Annotated in this window: 15 protein-coding genes; all 15 read right to left on the bottom strand. The window is 69.1% G+C overall.

Annotation, left to right across the window (positions count from 1 at the left end):
• Positions 1 to 7: 7 nt before the first annotated feature.
• The 15 genes from J7024_RS02050 to cheA all read right to left on the bottom strand — a co-directional run bounded on the left by J7024_RS02050 (position 8) and on the right by cheA (position 17,564).
• Positions 8 to 817 carry an AAA family ATPase gene (locus J7024_RS02050; RefSeq protein WP_124828776.1) on the bottom strand — a complete coding sequence of 270 codons (810 nt, stop codon included), beginning with the start codon at positions 815 to 817 and terminating at the stop codon, positions 8 to 10.
• Positions 810 to 2,570, bottom strand: coding sequence for a flagellar biosynthesis protein FlhF (gene flhF, locus J7024_RS02045; protein WP_175796541.1), 1,761 nt, complete (start codon positions 2,568 to 2,570; stop codon positions 810 to 812). The genes J7024_RS02050 and flhF overlap by 8 nt, the downstream gene beginning before the upstream one ends.
• Positions 2,567 to 4,669: a flagellar biosynthesis protein FlhA gene (gene flhA / locus J7024_RS02040; protein ID WP_124828778.1), complete on the bottom strand. Its 2,103-nt coding sequence runs from the start codon at positions 4,667 to 4,669 to the stop codon at positions 2,567 to 2,569. The genes flhF and flhA overlap by 4 nt, the downstream gene beginning before the upstream one ends.
• Positions 4,666 to 5,862, bottom strand: a complete 1,197-nt coding sequence (gene flhB / locus J7024_RS02035) for a flagellar biosynthesis protein FlhB (RefSeq protein WP_175751686.1) — start codon at positions 5,860 to 5,862, stop codon at positions 4,666 to 4,668. The genes flhA and flhB overlap by 4 nt, the downstream gene beginning before the upstream one ends.
• Positions 5,863 to 6,189: 327 nt before the next feature.
• Complete coding sequence (locus J7024_RS02030) at positions 6,190 to 6,684, bottom strand: VOC family protein (RefSeq protein WP_234744763.1); 495 nt, start codon at positions 6,682 to 6,684, stop codon at positions 6,190 to 6,192.
• Between the two features lie 143 nt (positions 6,685 to 6,827).
• The gene (locus J7024_RS02025; protein ID WP_175751690.1) at positions 6,828 to 8,078 is read right to left on the bottom strand and encodes a DUF3443 domain-containing protein; all 1,251 of its coding nucleotides are present in this window, start codon (positions 8,076 to 8,078) and stop codon (positions 6,828 to 6,830) included.
• 16 nt (positions 8,079 to 8,094) lie between these two features.
• Positions 8,095 to 8,598 carry a DUF2844 domain-containing protein gene (locus tag J7024_RS02020; protein ID WP_124828782.1) on the bottom strand — a complete coding sequence of 168 codons (504 nt, stop codon included), beginning with the start codon at positions 8,596 to 8,598 and terminating at the stop codon, positions 8,095 to 8,097.
• A 244-nt stretch (positions 8,599 to 8,842) separates the two neighbouring features.
• Complete coding sequence (gene cheZ, locus J7024_RS02015) at positions 8,843 to 9,574, bottom strand: protein phosphatase CheZ (RefSeq protein ID WP_124828783.1); 732 nt, start codon at positions 9,572 to 9,574, stop codon at positions 8,843 to 8,845.
• A 1-nt stretch (position 9,575) separates the two neighbouring features.
• Positions 9,576 to 9,971 carry a chemotaxis response regulator CheY gene (cheY, locus tag J7024_RS02010; RefSeq protein WP_124828784.1) on the bottom strand — a complete coding sequence of 132 codons (396 nt, stop codon included), beginning with the start codon at positions 9,969 to 9,971 and terminating at the stop codon, positions 9,576 to 9,578.
• A 67-nt stretch (positions 9,972 to 10,038) separates the two neighbouring features.
• Positions 10,039 to 11,130, bottom strand: coding sequence for a protein-glutamate methylesterase/protein-glutamine glutaminase (locus tag J7024_RS02005; protein ID WP_124828785.1), 1,092 nt, complete (start codon positions 11,128 to 11,130; stop codon positions 10,039 to 10,041).
• Complete coding sequence (gene cheD / locus J7024_RS02000) at positions 11,127 to 11,864, bottom strand: chemoreceptor glutamine deamidase CheD (RefSeq protein WP_124828786.1); 738 nt, start codon at positions 11,862 to 11,864, stop codon at positions 11,127 to 11,129. The genes J7024_RS02005 and cheD overlap by 4 nt, the downstream gene beginning before the upstream one ends.
• Positions 11,861 to 12,814 carry a CheR family methyltransferase gene (locus J7024_RS01995; RefSeq protein WP_175770506.1) on the bottom strand — a complete coding sequence of 318 codons (954 nt, stop codon included), beginning with the start codon at positions 12,812 to 12,814 and terminating at the stop codon, positions 11,861 to 11,863. Before J7024_RS01995 ends, cheD begins: the two co-directional genes overlap by 4 nt.
• 3 nt (positions 12,815 to 12,817) lie before the next feature.
• Positions 12,818 to 14,764 (bottom strand): methyl-accepting chemotaxis protein, encoded by a 1,947-nt coding sequence (locus J7024_RS01990; protein WP_124828788.1) that lies wholly within the window; start codon positions 14,762 to 14,764, stop codon positions 12,818 to 12,820.
• 37 nt (positions 14,765 to 14,801) lie between these two features.
• On the bottom strand, positions 14,802 to 15,317 hold the full coding sequence (gene cheW / locus J7024_RS01985; RefSeq protein ID WP_124828789.1) for a chemotaxis protein CheW: 516 nt from the start codon (positions 15,315 to 15,317) through the stop codon (positions 14,802 to 14,804).
• A gap of 48 nt (positions 15,318 to 15,365) precedes the next feature.
• Positions 15,366 to 17,564, bottom strand: a complete 2,199-nt coding sequence (gene cheA, locus J7024_RS01980) for a chemotaxis protein CheA (RefSeq protein WP_175761651.1) — start codon at positions 17,562 to 17,564, stop codon at positions 15,366 to 15,368.

Below are 17,564 nucleotides of genomic sequence, written 5' to 3'. Positions count from 1 at the left end.
CCTTCGCTCACGCGGCGTGGGCCGCACCCGCCTCGTACGACGGCTTGCCGCCCGCATGGACGGCGCGGCCCGCCCCCGAGCGCGGGCGCATCGGCCAGTACAGCAAGTCGGCGGCAATCTGCCGGTAGTCGCGCGCGGCAATCGACGACGGGAACGCGTCGACCGCGGTGTGCGTCAGTTCGCGCGCCCGCTCGACGAGCGGGTCGGCGCTCACGCAGCCGGCATCCGCGATCGACACCGTCAGGTAGCGGCTCGCGACGCCTGCCAGGTTGTCGAATGCGGTCTTCGCGTCCGCGTGGTTGCCGACGTGGTTGGTCAGCACGCGGAACTGCGCGAGCGCTTGCGCGAAGTGCAGGCGCTTCATGCACGCGTAGGCTTCGGTGATCGCCTTCGCGGAAACCCGCGTGACGATCAGCACGTCGTGCGCCTCGCGCGCGAGCGCCGAGAGCGCGCCGTCGGCGCCAGGCCGCGCATCGACCAGCACGATGTCGGCCTGGCCGTCGATGAAGTCGCGCAACTGCGCATCGCTGTAGCCGGCCTGCCCGGCCGCGCACAGGCCGAAGCCGGCGGCCACCCGCGTGCGCTCGCCATCGCGCAGCCGTGTCCCCGCGAGCGTCGCGGTGGCCGAACGCGCGCCGGCGCGCTCGTCGACGACGAGCACGTCCTTGCCGAGCGCGGCCAGCGCCGCCGCGAGGTTCACGACGGTGGTGGTGCAGCCGACGCCCGCCGGGCCGCCCGTCACCGCGACGACGCGCGACGCGCGTCCGGCCAGCAGGCGGCGCAGCCCTTCGGCCTGATCGATGATCCGCTTATCCAAATCGCACCTCGTGCAGTTCGGCGGTGGAACGTGCGGTCAGTGCGGAAAGCAGCGTCGGCATGTCCTCGTCTTGCGGCACGAAGGGTGAGCCGTCGCGCGGCACACAGAACGCGCTTTTCAGCAGGAAGCGGGTCGTCGCGACATACAGGTTCTCCGGCACCTTCTGGCCGGTCGACACATAGTGGACGGGCAGCTTGTAGCGGATTACCGTATCGAGCACGCCGCCCAGATGCGTCGCCTCATCGAGCTTGGTCAGGATGCAGCCGGCAAGGCCCGGGGATCCCGCCTGCGGATGTTCGCCCGCGCTGCGGTACGCCTGGACGACTTCGTTGAGCGTGTCGCCGTGGCTCGTCGCGTTGAGCAGCAGCAGGCGCTGCACCGGCGCGTTCGCGCCGTGCAGCATCGCGATCTGGTCGGACAGCGCGCGATCGCGCTGGCTCATGCCGATCGTGTCGATCAGCACAATGTGCTTGTTGCGCAGCTCGGACAGCGCGAGCGCGAGATCGCCCGCATCCTTCACCGCGTGCACCGGCACGCCGAGGATCTTGCCGAAGATGCGCAGCTGCTCGTGACCACCGATCCGGTAGCTGTCGGTGGTCAGCAGCGCGACCTTGCTCGCGCCGAAGCGCATCACGCAGCGCGCGGCGAGCTTCGCGGTGGTGGTGGTCTTGCCGACGCCCGTCGGCCCCATCAGTGCGAACACGCCGCCGCGCTCCATCAGCGCATCCTCGCTGTCGAGCACCGGCAGGTTCGCCGCGAGCACCGACTGCGCCCATTCGAGCGCCTGCTCGAAGGTCTGCGTGCCGGCGCCCGACGGCAGGTTGTCGACCAGCATCCGCACGAGCTGCGCGGAGAAGCCGGCCGCGAACAGGTGCTTGGTCAGCGCGCCGTGCACCGGGCTGCGGCGCTGGCGGTCGTGCCACATCAGGCTGTCGAACTGCTCCTGCATCATCCCGCGCATCGCGCCGAGCTCGTGCATCACCGTGTCGTTGACGACGCTCTCGATGCGCGACTTCACGGCATCGGCGACCGCGGCGGCCGCGTCGGCGGACAGGCGCGCACGCTCGGCCGGCTTCGCGGCGTCCGCGTCGTTCGCACGGGCGGCGGCGGTGTCGTTCGCACGGGCGGCGGCGGCCGGCATCCGGCGTTCGGCGTCGCGCACGATGTCGCGCGCCCAGCCGGCCGGCGCCGCGTCCTGCGGTGCGGGGGCCGGTGCTTGCGGCGCGGCGGGTGCCGAGTGCGTACGGATCATCAGCGCGTCGCGCTGCTGCGTCAGGCGCTTCGCGTGCTCGACGAGCCAAGGCGCGGGTTCGGAGGCCGCCGCGGACGCCGACGTGGCGCGCGACGGCGACAGCCCGGCCGGCGCATTCGTGTCGGCGTCGAATGCAGCCGGCTCCGTCGCTTCGGCACTGGCGCCGAATACCGACGAGAACACATCCGGCAGGCCGCCGGCGCCAGCTGCATACGGATTGCCGGCCGGACGTGCGGGTGCGGGCGCGGCACCGGGGCGCGACACGATGCCCGGCACCGCGGCAGCCGGCACGGACTCCGGCACACGCGGCGCGCTCGCACGCGGGCGGACGGCAGCCGACGGCGCGACCGCGGCGAGGTCCGAATCGGCGAGTGCAACGATTTCGACGCTACCGTCATCGAGCGTGCGGTTCGACAGCACGACGGCGTCGGCGCCGAGTGCCTCGCGCACGAGGCGAAGCGCGTCGCGGCTGGTCGCGCCGGTGAATTTGCGAATGTTCAAGCGGGGCCCCCGATGACGTTAACAACTTTGATCGTGCGTGTATCCGGCACTTCGGCGTACGACAACACTTTCAATTGCGGCAGGCTGCGGCGCAGGAAACGCGCGAGCATCGCGCGCAACGCGTGCTGCACGAGCAGCACGGGCGGCAGCCCGAGATTCTGTTGACGCAGCATCGCTTGTTGCGTGCCGGTCAGAAGGTTGTGCGCAAGGCCCGGCTCGAGGCCCGGATTTGCGCCGGTGGCGAGCGCCTGCGACAGCACGCGCTCGAGATTCGAATCGAGCCCCATCACCTGCATCTCGCCCGCACCCGGATACCACTGCTGCGTGATCGCGCGGCCGAGCGACAGCCGCACCGCGGCGGTGATCTCGTACGCGTCGCCGCGGCCCGCGTGTTCGGACACGGATTCGAGGATCGTGCGCATGTCGCGGATCGGCACGCCTTCGTCGAGCAGGTTCTGCAGCACTTTCTGCAGCGTCGTGAGCGAGATCGTCTTCGGCACGAGGTCCTCGACGAGCGACGGCGCGTCCTTGCCGGTGCGCTCGACGAGCGCCTGCACTTCTTGGCGGCCGAGCAGTTCGGCCGCATGCTGGACGACCAGATGGTTCAGATGCGTCGCGACCACCGTGCTCGCATCGACCACCGTGTAGCCGTACACCTGCGCCTGCTCGCGCATCGCGACGTCGATCCACACGGCCGGCAGCCCGAACGCCGGATCCTGCGTGACGGCGCCCGGCAGCGCGGCCGTCACCTGGCCCGGGTTGATCGCGAGCCACTGGCCCGGGAACACTTCGCCGGTACCGATCTCGACGCCCTTCAGCGCGATCCGGTATGCGTTCGGCCGCAGCTCGAGGTTGTCGCGGATGTGGATCACCGGCGGCAGGAAGCCGATTTCCTGCGCGAATTTCTTGCGGATGCTCTTGATGCGCTTGAGCAGCTCGCCGTCGCTGTTCTTGTCGACGAGCGGAATCAGCCGGTAGCCGACTTCGAGGCCGAGCGGATCGATCAGTTGCACGTCGTCCCAGGTCGCTTCGTGGCTTTCGCCCGGCAACGCGGCGGGCGGTGCGATTTCGGTCACGTCGCCGGCCGCCACGCGGGCCGCCGCGCGGCGGGTCTGCGTGCGTGCCAGCCAGATCGCGCCGCCGCCGAGCGCGAGGAACGCGAAATGCGGCATGCCCGGGATCAGCCCCATCAGCACGATGATCGAGCCGGTGATGACCAGCACGCGCGGGTTCGCGAACAGCTGGCCGGTGATCTGGGTGCCGATGTCCTCGTCGGTCGCGACGCGCGACACGATCACGCCGGCCGCCGTCGAGATCACGAGCGAGGGGATCTGCGCGACGAGGCCGTCGCCGATCGTCAGCAGCGTGTAATTGGTGCCCGCCGCGGCGAAGCTCATGTCGTGCTGGACCATCCCGACGATCAGCCCTCCGATCACGTTGATCGCCATGATGATCAGGCCGGCGATCGCGTCGCCGCGCACGAACTTCGACGCACCGTCCATCGACCCGTAGAACTCGGCCTCCTGCGCAACCGCGGTGCGGCGCTTGCGTGCCTGCTCTTCGTTGATGAGGCCCGCGTTCAGGTCGGCGTCGATCGCCATCTGCTTGCCCGGCATCGCATCGAGCGTGAAGCGCGCGGACACTTCGGCGATCCGCCCGGCGCCCTTCGTGATGACCATGAAGTTGATGATCATCAGGATCACGAACACGACGATGCCGACCGCGAAGTTGCCGCCGACGAGGAAGTGGCCGAACGCCTCGATCACCTGGCCGGCCGCGTCGGGGCCGGTGTGGCCCTCGAGCAGCACCACGCGCGTCGACGCGACGTTCAGCGACAGGCGCAGCAGCGTCGAGAACAGCAGCACGCTGGGGAATGCCGCGAAATCGAGCGGCTTCATCGTGTACATGCTGACAAGCAGCACCATCACCGACAGCGCGATATTGAACGTGAACAGCAGATCCAGCAGCAGCGGCGGCAGCGGCAGGATCATCATCCCCAGGATCATGCAGATGAGGATCGGGCCGGCGAGCGCGCGCAGGTTGGTGCCGGCGAACGGGTTCGGGCGCTTGCCGAACAGGCCGGTGGTCGGGGTGCTCATGCCGCGCCTCGCGTGCCGAGTGCGTCGTCGGCTTCCTCGCGCGCGTCGTCGGTCGACACCGACGTGCCCTTGTCGAGCTCGGCCGGCACGGCGAGATCGACCGGCGCCGCCGGGAACGCTCCGCCTTCCGCGCGGAAGCGCTTGAGCTGGTAGACCCACGCAAGCACCTCGGCGACGGCCGAGTACAGCGAGCCGGGAATCTCGCGCTCGAGTTCGACGTTGTGATACAGCGCACGCGCGAGCGGCGGCGCTTCGAGCAGCGGCACGTTGTGCTCGGCCGCGAGCTCGCGGATGCGCGCGGCGACGAGGTTCACGCCCTTCGCGACGACCTTCGGCGCGCGCATCTCGCCATCCGTGTACTGCAGCGCGACAGCGAAGTGCGTCGGGTTCGTGACGACCACGTCGGCCTTCGGCACGGCGGCCATCATCCGGCGCCGCGCGATCGCGCGCTGCTGCTGGCGGATACGGCCCTTCACGTGCGGATCGCCTTCGTTCTCGCGATGCTCGCGCTTCACTTCTTCCTTCGTCATGCGCAACTTCTTGTTGTACTGCCAGATTTGGTAAGGCACATCGAGCGCGGCGACGACCAGCATCCCGGCAACGGTCGTGCCGCAGCACACGGCGACCAGATGCAGCGCGTCGGCGAGCGCCGAACCGAGCGGCTGGGTCGCGAGGCCGAGCAGTTCGTCCTTGCTGCGCCAGATCGCAATCCCGCCGATCCCGCCGACGACGAGCGTCTTCGCGAGCGACATCCCCAACTGGATCGGCCCCTGGATCGAAAAGATGCGGCCGAGGCCGGAGATCGGGTTCAGGCGGTCGAACTTCAGCTCGAAGGTCTTTTGCGAGATCAGCCAGCCGCCGAGCGCCATCGGCGCGGCCAGCGCGGCCACGCCAGTCAGCGCGAGCAGCGGCAGCAGCGCGGCGAAGCCTTCGGCGCTCGCGCTGCCTGCCGCGGACAACATCCGGTTCGTGTCGAACGCCGTGGCGCGGTCGAACGAGAAGGCGCCACGCAGCATCGTCTGCAGATGCTCACCCGACGGACCCGCGAGCAACCATGCACCGTAGAACCCGGCCGCGAGCAGCGCGAACGAAGCCAGTTCGCGCGAACGCGCGACCTGCCCCTCCTCGCGCGCCTTCTCGCGGCGTCTCGGAGTGGCGGCTTCGGTTCTGTCGAGATCGCTCTCGTCTGCCACGGGGCCTCCAGTCGGGTACGGCGACATGCCGCTTTCCAGTGACACCGATTATTCATGCGCGCGTCAAACGCCGATCGGTCGAGCAAAGCCGGAAAGGGGGGTATTTCGGGGAATCGGACGGCTTGTGGCGGGGGCAATCAGGGGACGAACGGCAACGCGGCGGGGGTGGGGGCGGTGAAGGCGTCGACGGAGGAAGGGAGGGAAGCGGCGATGCGGCGGATTCGCCCTGAGCTGAAGCGATGAGGCAAGCTGCCCACGGAGGCGGCAGCGCCGCACGCCAGGGCGCCGGCCCGCATGGCCACGCGAGGCCGGCATGCGGGCGCGGTTCTACCCGGCCGCCGCCTGCTGCAGCAGCCCGAGATCGAGCCGGATCTTCATCACCTGCGCCATCACGCCCTCGGCGCGCGCCGGGTCGCCCGTCATCAACCCGGACATCTGCACCGGCACGACCGGCCACGACACGCCGAAGCGGTCGCGCAGCCAGCCGCACTGCTGCGCGCGCTCGTCGCCGCCTTCGGACAGCGCCGCCCAGTAGCGGTCGATCTCGCGCTGGTCGCGGCAGTTCACCACGAACGACACGGCCGGCGTGAGCGGAAACGCCGGGCCGCCGTTCAGCGCGAGGAACGCCACCCCGTCGAGCTCGAACGATACGGTCATCACCGCGCCCTCGGCATGCCCGGACACCTGGGCACCGGCCTTGCCGTAGCGCGCGACGTGCACGATGCGTGCGTCGTCGAACACCGAGACGTAGAAGTTGGCGGCGGCCTCGGCGTCGCGGTCGAACCAAAGGAACGGCGTGATGCGTTGAAAGCGCTGGCTCATGATGCTGCCTCCTCGATGTCTTGTGGGCATCCGTGCCTGGCCTCATATCGTGGGCGCTGGATCCTCACGCCGCGCGAGGCCGCCCCGGGGATAAAAAAAAGGGCGATCGCTCGCCCCCTTTTGCTGCGGTGCCGCGTGCGCGATCAGAACGCGACGTAGGGTGCCGCGCCGCCGCTCGCGGTCTTGTCCATCCCGAAGTAGATCGTCTTGCCGTAGAAGTGCGGCATGCCGAGATCGAGCCATCCCGATGCGCCGAACGGGCCGGCGATGTCGTTGAACGCGAACGTCGACGGGTTCGCGAACAGCGAATCGGCGTTCTGGATCGACATCGACACGCCGCCCGTGGTCCCGTTCTGGCCGGTCAGCGTCGCCGTGTAAGTCGCCGTCGACGACGGGCAGTAGAACTGCGGGTTGGTCGAGCACATCGTCTGCGACGAGTCGTTGAAGAAATACGCGTTCGAGCCCGTATCGAAGAACGCGGTCGCGCTGCCGCCGAGGAACGTCGCGCTCACGTCGCCCGTCGTCGTCGACGTCATCACCGTCGACGCGGCGAGCGCGTTGTTGCTCTGCGTGCCGATCCCGAACGTCAGCTGGCCGGTCGCGCTGCTCTGCCCGCTGTTGGAAATGCTCGGCATCTGCACGATCACGCCGTTGTTGTCCGTCGCGAAACGATGGACCGGGTTGGCCACCTGCTGCGTAATCGGCACCAGCGCGACAGCACAGCTCGAATTGCCGTTCGGGCACGCATAGTAGTTGTTGTAGGTCGCCGACGTCGACGTCGCGCAGTTCGTGCCGCAGTCCACCGGCGCCGGCCCGATGCCGAGAATGCCGTTCGCGCCGAGATCATTGGCCGAGTTCGCCGACGTCCCGCCGTTAATGCACGAGCTCGGTACGCCGGTCGTGCCGAGGTCGCCGATGATCTGCACCGGCAGCGAGCTCGCCTGCTCCGAGCCGATCGTCAGGTCGACGGTACGCACCGTGCCCCATGTGTAGCTGGACACGAACTTGCCGCATTCGGCGACCGGCGCGCCGCCGCTCGTCACCTGCGGCAGGTTGCCGAGCACGCTCGACACGGCGCTGCCGACCAGCCGCAGCCCGTACGACGCCGTGTCGACGAGCACGTTGTTGACCACCTGGCAGTTCGACGTGCCGGGCACGCAGATCTTCACGTTGACGGTCGGGATGTTGATCACGCGCGCGACGCCGGTGCCGACGGTGATCGCGGCCGTATTGGCGGTGTTGCCGTCCGATACACCGGGGTTGCCGCCGCTATTACCGTTGTTACCGTTGTTGTCGCCGCCGTCGCCGCCGCCGCATGCCGTCACGAGCGCGGCCGTCGCGGCAGCCAGGCTCAGCAGGCCGAGCCAGCGCTTGAATGTACGAGGAATTCTCAAGGTCGCTCTCCCGCTGTCACTGGATGTCGGTGCCGGTCAGCCCGGCAGGCAGCGCCGCCGGCAGCCATGCCTGGCCCGCGAACGCGCCCATGTGGCCGCCCGTGCGGATCACGAGGTTGCTCGTGTCGACGGACACCGGTGCGCGCCAGCCGCGCGCGGCGTGGGCCGCCTGGACGCCGGCGGTGTACTGCGGGAAATAGCTGCCGAGGAGCGACGCCAGATCCGGCATCGTCGGCCCGCGCCACGCGAGGCCGAACACGGTGCCGGCCGTGGACGTGTATTCGTGGATGACGGTGCCCGATCCGAGCGCGATCTCGCGCACGGTATAGGCGGCCGCGCTCGCCTGCGCGCCGTCGGCCGAGCGCATCGCGCGCTGCAGCGCGCGCACGGTGGCCGCGTGATCGTCCGCCGGCGGCGACATCGGCGCGCCGCCCAGTTCGGCCTGTGCGTGGACGGTCCACAGCACACCCATTGCAACCGCCGCATGCGCGGCGGTCCAGCCCAAGCGTTTCAGCTTCACGTTCCCCCCCAAAGGGACTGGCTTCGTTGCCGTCGGCCCCGCTGTCAAGCTCGGCGCCGCAGGTCAACCAATGAAAGTCGTACGAATGACGCTTCGTTGCTGCTGACGCGTAGTATGCCTGCGGAGTGCGCCGGAGTGTCAAATCGACGCAGCGCGGCCCGCTCGCGGCAGACCCGGGGGGACGTGGAAGCCATGTGCACCGGGCCGCGCCACGACAGGGACGGACCGGCGCGACGCCGCAGAGTCAGAAGCCCAGGCTCGCGAGCAGGTCGTCGACCTGCGCCTGGTCCTGCACCACGTCGGACTTGCCTTCGGGCGCGACCTGCGGCCCGTTCAGCAGCGACTCGGGACTGCCGGTCGTGCTCACGTGCTCGGCCGCGAACGCGGCCGCGGTCGCCGCGAACTGCTCGCGCCGCTCGGGCGCGATGTTCTCGACGAGCACGGTGAGCAGTTGCTGCTCGATCAGGTAGACCATGTCCATGATCTTCTTGATCACCTGCCCGGTCAGATCCTGGAAATCCTGTGCGAGCATGATCTCGAGCAGTTGCGCGCTGGTCGCGGACGTCGCTTCGGGCAAACCGTGCAGGAACGCGCGCGTGTCGCCCATCAGCTCGCGCACTTCCGCGTGCTCGATCGGCGCCGCGTACCACTGCGCCCAGCGCGCGTCGAGCGCCTCGGCCTCGTTCTGGATGCGCTCTTGCACGGGCTTCGCGATCTCGATCGCGTTCAGCACGCGCTCGGCCGCCTGCTCGGTCATCGTCGCGACGTAGCGCAGCCGGTCGCGCGCGTCGGGCACGGCTTCGGCCGCGCGCTCGACATGCTTGTCGAGCCCGAGCTCGCGCATCGAATCGCGCAGCGTACGCGTAAGCTGGCCGATGCGCGCGAGGATGCGGTCGCTCGCGAGATCGGCGCCTTCGGCGTGGCTGTCGGCGTTGAACCCCGCGCCGGCGAGCGCCGCATGAATCGGCTCGTTCACGTCAGCTCCCGGCCTTCGCCATCTTGTCGATGATCTTGTTCAGCTTCTCGTCGAGCGTCGCGGCCGTGAACGGCTTCACGACGTAGCCGCTCGCGCCTGCCTGCGCGGCCGCGATGATGTTCTCCTTCTTCGACTCGGCCGTGACCATCAGCACCGGCAGGTGCGAAAGCGCCGCATCCCCGCGGATTTCCTTCAGCATCGCGAGACCGTCGAGGTTCGGCATGTTCCAGTCCGAAATCACGAAGTCGAAGCCGCCGCCGCGCAGACGCGCGAGGCCGGCCGCGCCGTCCTCGGCTTCGTCGACGTTCGCGTAGCCCAGTTCCTTGAGCAGGTTGCGGACGATCCGGCGCATCGTCGGGAAATCGTCCACCACCAGGATTTTCATGCTCTTGTCCATCGTCGTTCCTTTGCAGATTCGTTACCGTCGGGCCACGCAACCTTGCACGCGCCCCGTGACATTTCATTCAGACACGCTGTACGCGGTCGCCCATCGTCGCGAGGCGCGCCATCACGCGCCGGCTCATCTCCGCAAGCGGCGCCACCTCTTCCGCGCCGCCGAGCGCGATCGCCTCGCGCGGCATGCCGAACACGATGCAGCTCGCCTCGTCCTGCGCGAACGTGTGCGCGCCCGCGCGCTTCATGTCGAGCAGCCCGGCCGCGCCGTCGCGCCCCATCCCCGTGAGGATCACACCGATCGCGTTCTTGCCGGCGTGCTGCGCCGCCGAGCGGAACAGCACGTCGACCGACGGCCGGTGACGGTTCACCGGCGGTTCCTCCGACAACTGCGCGATGTAGTTCGCACCGCTGCGCGCGAGCAGCAGGTGCGCATGGCCGGGCGCGATGTACGCATGGCCCGGCAGCACGCGCTCGCCGTGCTCGGCTTCCTTCACCGCGATCCGGCACAGGCCGTTCAGCCGCTGCGCGAACGATTTCGTGAAGCCCGGCGGCATGTGCTGCGCGATCAGCACCGCCGGCGCGTCCGGCGGCAGCGGCGTCAGCACTTCGCGGATCGCCTCGGTGCCGCCCGTCGATGCGCCGATGATGATCAGCTTCTCGGTACTGACGAGCGGGTTGTTGATCATCGGCGCGGCCGACGGGCCGCCCGCCGCGCGCGCGGCGGCCTGCGGCTGCGGCGCCTGCCGCACGCGGGCGCGCGACGCCGCGCGGATCTTGTCGGCGAGCTTTTCCGCGTATTCGAGCATGCCGTCGCGGATCCCGACGCGCGGCTTCGTCACGAAATCCACCGCGCCAAGTTCGAGCGCGCGCAGCGTGATCTCCGAGCCGCGCTCGGTCAGCGACGACACCATCACGACCGGCATCGGCCGCAGCCGCATCAGCTTCTCGAGGAAGTCGAGCCCGTCCATGCGCGGCATTTCGACGTCCAGCGTGAGCACGTCCGGGTTGTGCTGCTTGATGAGCTCGCGCGCGACCAGCGGGTCGGGTGCGGTCGCGCACACCGTCATGTCGGGCTGGCTGTTGATGATCTCCGTCATCAGGCTGCGAATCAGCGCCGAGTCGTCGACGCACAACACTTTGATCTTCTGCACTGCGGTCATGCCTCCTGCTTTCTCGAAAGGTTGGCCGCATACGGGCCGCCGGCATTCCCGCCCGTCGCCGGCGCGCCACCGGCGCCGCGCGCGCCGAACAGCTCGATGCGCGGCCGCACCGGCGGCGGCGCGGCCGGCCGCTTCGCCGCGAACAGCTCGACGTGCGCGCGCGTCCGCGCGGCGCGCACGCGGTTGGCCTCCGCGGCTTCGCGCTCGGTCACGCCCGGCACCTGCAGCCGCAGCTTCTTCACCAGCGCGCGGCCGGTATGCGGCATGAACGCGACCTTGCGCGGATGCACGCCCTGCAGATCCTCCGCGGTGATGCGAATGCGCTCCAGCGCGAGATAGCGGCGCACGAAATCCGCGTTGCGATCGCCGATGTTGATGGTCGTCATTCCGGCCAGCACGGCGGCACCGCCGAACACCTTCGCCTCGAAGCGTTCGCGGCGCCCGCCCGCCTTGATCAGTTCGTTGATCAGCACTTCCATCGCGTACGCGCCGTAGCGCATCGAATCCGACGCGGCCGCGCCCGCATCGGCGCCGTCGTCGGGCAACATGAAGTGATTCATCCCGCCGATGCCCGCGAACGGATCGTGCAGGCAAGCGGCGACGCACGAGCCGAGCACGGTCATCAGCACCATGTCCTCGGACGTCGTGTAGAACTCGTTCGGCAGCAACTTCACGCCGGGGCGTTCGAAGTGATTGTCGAAGTAGCGATTGGTCGCGATCGGTAAGGCGCTCATCCGCGGCCTCCATAAGCGGGCATGGCGCCCGCGGCGCGGGCGGGCGCGCGCGCCCGCGTGCCCGGCACGGCATCGCGCGTCAGTTCGTACACTGTCTGCCCGCGCAGCCGGAATGCCTGCGTGACGTACGTGAAGTTCTCCGAATGACCGGCGAACAGCAGCCCGCCCGGCTTCACGAGCGGCTCGAAGCGCGCCAGCACCTGCCCTTGCGTCGGCTTGTCGAAGTAGATCATCACGTTGCGGCAGAAGATCGCATCGAACGGCTTCGCGATCCCGTAGTCGGCATCGGTCAGGTTCAGTTGTTCGAAGCGGATCATCGCACGCAGCTCCGGGCGCACCTTCACGCGGCCGGCCTGCGCGCCGGTGCCTTTCAGGAAGAAGCGCTTGAGCCGCTCCGGCGCCAGATGCTTGACCTGGTCGTAGGTATAGATGCCGGCCTCGGCCTTCGCGAGCACCTGCGTGTCGAGGTCGGTCGCGAGGATCGATGCGCCGCGCGCGGCCGATTCGCCGAGCGCCTCGATCAGCGTGATCGCGATCGAATACGGCTCTTCGCCGGTCGACGCCGCCGAGCACCACACCGACACCGGCGCGGCGCGCCCCTTCACGAAGTCCGCGAGGATCGGAAAATGGTGCGACTCGCGGAAGAACGCGGTCAGGTTCGTCGTCAGCGCGTTGGTGAACGCCTCCCACTCGAGCGGATCGTTCTCCTGCTCGAGCAGGTCGAGGTAGTCGCGAAACGTGTCGAGTCCGCGTGCGCGCAGCCGGCGCGCGAGACGGCTGTATGCCATGTCGCGCTTGTGCTCGGACAGCGAGATCCCCGCGCGTTGATGAATCAGCGCGCGGATGCGTGCGAAATCCGCGCCGGTGAACGCGAAGTCGCGCCCCGGTTCGCCCGCGCGAGGCGAGACGTCCGGTGCATCGGGTCGAAACTGTGCGCGCGCGTCCGGCATGACTTAGAAGGTCTCCCAGTCGTCGTCGGACGTGCCGGCAGCTGCCAGCGCAGGCTTCTCACCGTTCAGCGCCGGACGCAGCAGCGCAGGCTTGTCAGCCGCCTTGGGCGCCGCTGCGGCGGCCGTCTTCGACAGGCGGGGGCCGTAGCCGCTCGCGGCCGGCGCGTCCTTCTGCGCGCGCGCGCCGCTCTCGGCCGCGCGCTTCGGTTCGTGGCTCGCGGCCGGGCCCGCCGCAGGCGAAGCCGGCGCGGCGCGGCGCGCGTGCTGGGCGGCAGCCTGCGGTGCCGGCAGTGCCGGCGCGGTTTCGTAACGGCTTGCCGACGGCAGCTCAGGCGCCGCGGCCGGTTCGCGCGCGGCCGGGCGCACGGCGCTGCGCGACGGCGCGAGTGCGATGCCGCCGATGACGTGCCAGCTCGACACGACCGACTTCATCTGGCGCGTCTGCTCCTCGAGCGACGCGGCCGCCGCCGCGGCCTGCTCGACGAGCGCCGCGTTCTGCTGCGTGACCGAATCCATCTGGCCGACCGCGCGATTGACCTGCTCGATGCCGGTCGACTGCTCGTCCGACGCGGCGCTGATCTCGCCCATGATGTCGGTGACGCGGCGCACCGCCTGGACGATCTCGTCCATCGTCGAGCCGGCGCGCGCGACGAGTGCCGACCCGCTTTCGACCTTCTCGGCCGAATCGCCGATCAGCTGCTTGATTTCCTTCGCGGCACTCGCGCTGCGCTGCGCGAGCGAGCGCACTTCGCCCGCGACCACCGCGAAGCCGCGGCCCTGCTCGCCCGCACGCGCCGCTTCGACCGCCGCGTTCAGCGCGAGAATATTGGTCTGGAACGCGATGCCCTCGATCGTGCCGATGATGTCGACGACCTTGCCCGAACTTGCCGCGATGTCCTGCATCGTCGACACGACCTGGCCGACCACCTCGCCGCCCTGCGTCGCGATGTCGGACGCGTTCACCGCGAGCTGGCTCGCCTGCCGCGCGTTCTCCGCGTTCTGCCGCACGGTGCCGGTGAGCTGCTCCATGCTCGACGCGGTCTCCTGCAGCGATGCGGCCTGCTCTTCGGTACGTTGCGACAGGTCGGTGTTGCCGGTCGAGATCTCGCGCGCGCCCACGTCGATCGACTCGGTGCCGCGATGCACGGCCTGCACCATCGTCGTCACGGCGTCCTGCATCCGCTTGATGCCGCCGAACAGGCGGCCGATCTCGTTCTTGCTGAACACGTTCACCGGTTGCGTGAGGTCGCCGCCGGCGATGCGCTCGAAGTGCGCGATCGCATCCTCGAGCGGCTTCACGATCAGCCCGCGCAGCGCGAAGCGGATCGCGATCACGACGATGAACGCGATTGCGATGCCGGCCGCGATCAGGCCGATCATCAGCGAAATCTGCGACTGCGTCGCCGCCTGGCGCTCGTTCGCATGCTTTTGCAGCGACGCGATCACGGCCGACGCGGCCTGGTCGTAGGCGACGAACATCGGGCTGATCCTGGTGTCGGCGACCGCGTGATACGCGGTCATGTCGCCCGCGCGCGCGGCCGCGAATTCCGGCTCGACGCCGTCCTTCACGATCGCCGTGTAGCGCGTCGAAAGCTCGTCGACGAGCGCCTGGTCGACACCGAGCTTCGGTGTCGCCTGGAACGTCTGCCAGTTCTCGTTCGACTTCGCGTAGAGCACCTGCGCGCGGTCGAGCACCTTGCCGGCCTCGGCCGTGTTGCCTGCCTCGGTCAGCGAACGGAAGCGGTCGAGCGACACGCGTGCGCGCAGCAGGTACGACGACGTATCGTCGAGCGCGTGGATCGCCGGCAGGTCGACGTGCGCGATCTCGTCGAGCGAGCGGCTCGCATGATTGAGCGCGTAGAGGCCGAGCCCGCCGACCGCGGCAGCCAGGCACACGAGGATGAGTCCGACCGCCGTGAGCGTCGTGCGGATCGACCAGTTATGCAACATTGCGGATTCTCCCGAAGTTCCTGCGCGCTCGGCGCGCTTACGCGCCGAGCGCCTCGATCAACGCCATTTCCCGGCTCGACATCAGCTTCTCGATGTCCATCAGGATCAGCATCCGGCCGTCGACCGTGCCGAGGCCCGTCAGGTACTCGGTCGTCAGCGTCGCGCCGAATTCCGGCGCCGGCATGATCTGGTCGGCCTGCAGCGTGAGCACGTCCGACACGCCGTCGACCACCATCCCGACCACGCGATGCGCGACGTTCAGGATGATCACGACGGTCTGGTGGTCGTACTCGACGCGGCCCAGATGGAACTTGATCCGCATGTCGACGATCGGCACGATGATGCCGCGCAAGTTGATCACGCCCTTGATGAAATCCGGCGCGTTCGCGATGCGCGTGACGCTCTCGTAGCCGCGGATTTCCTGCACCTTCAGGATGTCGATCCCGTATTCCTCGTCGCCGAGCGTGAACACGAGGAATTCCTGGCCCGTCGCATCGCCTTGCCCGGCGTCGCGGCGGCTGCTGGCCGCGTTCGCCGCGGCCGGATTGATCATTTGGACTTCAGCAGACACGTTTGCCCCCAGTGGGTTGAATGGCGAGAGTCAGAAGATCGCGAGCTCGGCGCCGGCTCGGGCGCCGTGCGTCGCACGGGTTTCGCGGTTCAGCGCCGCGACGTCGACGATCAGCGCGACGCTGCCGTCGCCCAGGATGGTCGCCGCCGAGATGCCGTGCACCTTGCGGTAGTTGGTTTCGAGGTTCTTCACGACCACCTGCTGCTGGCCGACCAGTTCGTCGATCAGCATCGCGAAGCGGCGCCCTTCGGTTTCCATGATCGTGACGATCCCCTGGGTCGGGTCGGTGCGTGCGCCCTCGACCGAGAACACCTCGTGCAGCGCGACGAGCGGCAGGTATTCGCCGCGCACGCGCACCACGCGCTCGCCGTTGCCGACTGTGTAGATGTCGTCGATCGACGGCTGCAGCGACTCCATCACGAAGTTCAGCGGCAGGATGAAGATCTCGCTGCCGACCTTCACCGACATCCCGTCGAGGATCGCGAGCGTGAGCGGCAGCACGATCCGCGTGGTCGTGCCGCGGCCGGCCTGCGACGTGATCTCGACGTGACCGCCCATCGACTGGATGTTGCGCTTCACGACGTCCATCCCGACGCCGCGGCCCGACACGTCGGTCACCGTCTCGGCGGTCGAGAAGCCCGGCGCGAAGATCAGGTTCCACACTTCGTCGTCGGACATGTTGTCGGGCACCTGCATGCCCTGCTTCGCGGCCTTCGCGAGGATCCGTTCGCGGTTCAGGCCCGCGCCGTCGTCGCTGACCTCGATCACGATGTTGCCGCCGTGATGCGCGGCCGACAGCACGAGCTGGCCGACCGCATCCTTGCCGGCAGCCACGCGCTTGTCGACCGTCTCGATCCCGTGGTCGAGGCTGTTGCGCACGAGGTGCGTAAGCGGGTCGATGATCCGCTCGATCAGGCTCTTGTCGAGCTCGGTCGCCTGGCCGAACGTGACGAGCTCGACCTGCTTGCCGAGCTTGCCGGCGAGGTCGCGCACGAGCCGCGGGAAGCGGCTGAACACGTAGTCCATCGGCATCATCCGGATCGACATCACCGCTTCCTGCAGGTCGCGCGCGTTGCGCTCGAGCTGCGCCATGCCGTTGAACAGGCGATCGTGCAGCGCCGGATCGAACGCGCTGGCCGTTTCCGCCAGCATCGCCTGCGTGATCACGAGCTCTCCGACGAGGTTGATCAGCTGGTCGACCTTCTCGACGCCCACGCGGATCGAGCTGCCTTCGGCGCCCGACGCAGCCACGGCGGCCGGGCGCGCGCGCTTGTCGTCATGGTGCGCGGCGGCCGATGCGGCGGGTTCCGCGTGCGGAGCCGGTGGCGCCGGTTGCACCGGCTCCGGGGCGGCGGGCGCCGGCGATTGCGGCGCGGCAGCGGCCGGCGCGAACACCTCGCCCCGCGCGGCGGGTTCGGCCGCGGCCGGCGCCGCAGCGGGTGCGGCCGGCGCGGTGCCGCGTGCGACGCGGATCTGGCTGTCGTCGATCACGAAGCAGCACACGGCGACGATGTCGTCGGACGGCACGTCCGATTCGAGCCACAGCGTCAGGTCGGCACCCGCTTCCTCGCGGCCGACGATCACGCCGAGATTGCCGAGCTCTTCGGTGAGCAGCGCCTGGTCTTTCGCGTCGACGCCCTTCAGCGTGATCTTCAGGTGCGGGCCGTCTTCGGCGGCGCCGGCGGCAGCGGTCAGGTCGACCGCCGGATGCGTGGCCGCGACGGCCTGCTCGACCACGTGATCGGGTGCGCCACCGGTGACGGCCGGCGCCGGTGCACGCGCCGGTGCGGCCGCAGCGACGGCGGGCGCGACAGGCGCGGCGTCGGATGCGCCCGCGCCGCTCTCGGCCTTCAGCCGTTCGAGCTTCGCGCAGATCGCCGCGGCGGCCGCCGCGTCCGGCTCGGCGCTCGCCCGATAGTCGACGAGCTGGTCGGACAGCACGTCCTTGGTCTCGAGGAATGCGTCGACCATTTCCTTGGTCAGCGTCAGCTCATGGTTGCGCGCGCGGTCGAGCAGCGATTCGAGGATGTGCGTCGTCTCGGTCAGCGCGGAAAAGCCGAAGGTCGCCGCGCCGCCCTTGATCGAATGCGCGGCGCGAAAGATCGCGGCGAGATCCTCGGGGTCGGGCGAGCCGACGTCGAGGTTCAGCAGCAGTTGCTCCATCTGCGCGAGCAGCTCGTCCGCTTCGTCGAAAAAGGTCTGGTAGAACTGCGTGATGTCGAGAGTCAT

The organism is Burkholderia sp. WTPI3, assembly GCF_021483755.1.
Classification (GTDB): domain Bacteria; phylum Pseudomonadota; class Gammaproteobacteria; order Burkholderiales; family Burkholderiaceae; genus Burkholderia.
Note: the sequence above shows the minus strand (reverse complement) of the source record. Positions and strands in the feature narration are given on the sequence as shown.